Source organism: Cryptosporangium sp. NPDC048952 (genome assembly GCF_043197895.1).
Classification (GTDB): Bacteria; Actinomycetota; Actinomycetes; order Mycobacteriales; family Cryptosporangiaceae; genus Cryptosporangium.
The window spans coordinates 1,883-3,503 of the sequence record NZ_JBICTY010000019.1 but is presented as its reverse complement, the minus strand read 5'-3'; the positions used below and the strand labels follow the sequence as shown (position 1 = coordinate 3,503).

The following is a 1,621-nucleotide window of genomic DNA, read 5'->3' as shown; positions in this document are numbered from 1 at the left end:
GGTTCGTCATGGGCGATCCTTCGCGGGTACGGGAATATCAACCCGTTGTCCATCGACTACGCCTGTCGGCCTCGCCTTAGGTCCCGACTCACCCTGGGCGGATTAGCCTGGCCCAGGAACCCTTGGTCATTCGGCGGACGGGTTTCTCACCCGTCATTCGCTACTCATGCCTGCATTCTCACTCGCACGACGTCCACCACTCGATCACTCGGCAGCTTCCTCCGTCGTACGACGCTCCCCTACCCACCAACACGTCCAAAAGAGGTCCCGCAGGATTCTCATCCAGATATATGTGTCAGTGCCTCAGCTTCGGCGGTGTACTTGAGCCCCGCTACATTGTCGGCGCGGAATCACTTGACCAGTGAGCTATTACGCACTCTTTAAAGGGTGGCTGCTTCTAAGCCAACCTCCTGGTTGTCTCTGCGACTCCACATCCTTTCCCACTTAGCACACGCTTAGGGGCCTTAGCTGGAGATCTGGGCTGTTTCCCTCTCGACTACGAAGCTTATCCCCCGCAGTCTCACTGCCACGCTCTCACTTACCGGCATTCGGAGTTTGGCTGACTTCAGTAAGCTTGTGGGCCCCCTAGGCCATCCAGTGCTCTACCTCCGGCAAGAAACACGCAACGCTGCACCTAAATGCATTTCGGGGAGAACCAGCTATCACGGAGTTTGATTGGCCTTTCACCCCTATCCACAGGTCATCCCCCAGGTTTTCAACCCTGGTGGGTTCGGGCCTCCACGCCGTCTTACCGGCGCTTCACCCTGCCCATGGATAGATCACTCCGCTTCGGGTCTAGAGCACGCGACTAAAACGCCCTATTCGGACTCGCTTTCGCTACGGCTACCCCACACGGGTTAACCTCGCCACGTACCACTAACTCGCAGGCTCATTCTTCAAAAGGCACGCCGTCACCACAACCCAAAGGTCGCTAGGCTCCGACGGCTTGTAGGCACACGGTTTCAGGTACTATTTCACTCCCCTCCCGGGGTACTTTTCACCTTTCCCTCACGGTACTAGTGCACTATCGGTCACCAGGGAGTATTTAGGCTTAGCGGGTGGTCCCGCCAGATTCACACGAGATTTCACGAGCCCCGTGCTACTTGGGAACAACTAAAGGAAGATCACAGGTTTTCGTCTACGGGAGTCTCACCCTCTACGCCGGTCCTTCCCAGAACCTTCGACTAACCACATGATTTTCTTACTTCCCCATCAGCCGGCAGACTAATGAATAGCCGTCCCACGACCCCAACGACGCAACCCCTGCCGGGTATCACACGTCACTGGTTTAGCCTCATCCGCTTTCGCTCGCCACTACTCACGGAATCACTATTGTTTTCTCTTCCTGTGGGTACTGAGATGTTTCACTTCCCCACGTTCCCTCCACACACCCTATGTGTTCAGGTGCGGGTGACAGCACATGACTGCTGCCGGGTTTCCCCATTCGGACACCCTCGAATCACAGCTCGGTTGACAGCTCCTCGAGGACTATCGCGGTCTCCCACGTCCTTCATCGGCTCCTGGTGCCAAGGCATCCACCGTGCGCCCTTAACAACTTGACCACAAAGATAAGATGCTCGCATCCACTGTGCAGTTCTCAAACAACGACCAGCACCCGTTC

At 56.3% G+C, this 1,621-nt stretch carries 1 rRNA gene (only partly in view); it reads right to left on the bottom strand.

Annotation, left to right across the window (positions count from 1 at the left end):
• Nucleotides 1-1,562, bottom strand: a 23S ribosomal RNA gene (locus ACGFY5_RS45070); it reaches 1,592 nt to the left of the window's first position.
• Between the last annotated feature and the right edge of the window lie 59 nt (nucleotides 1,563-1,621).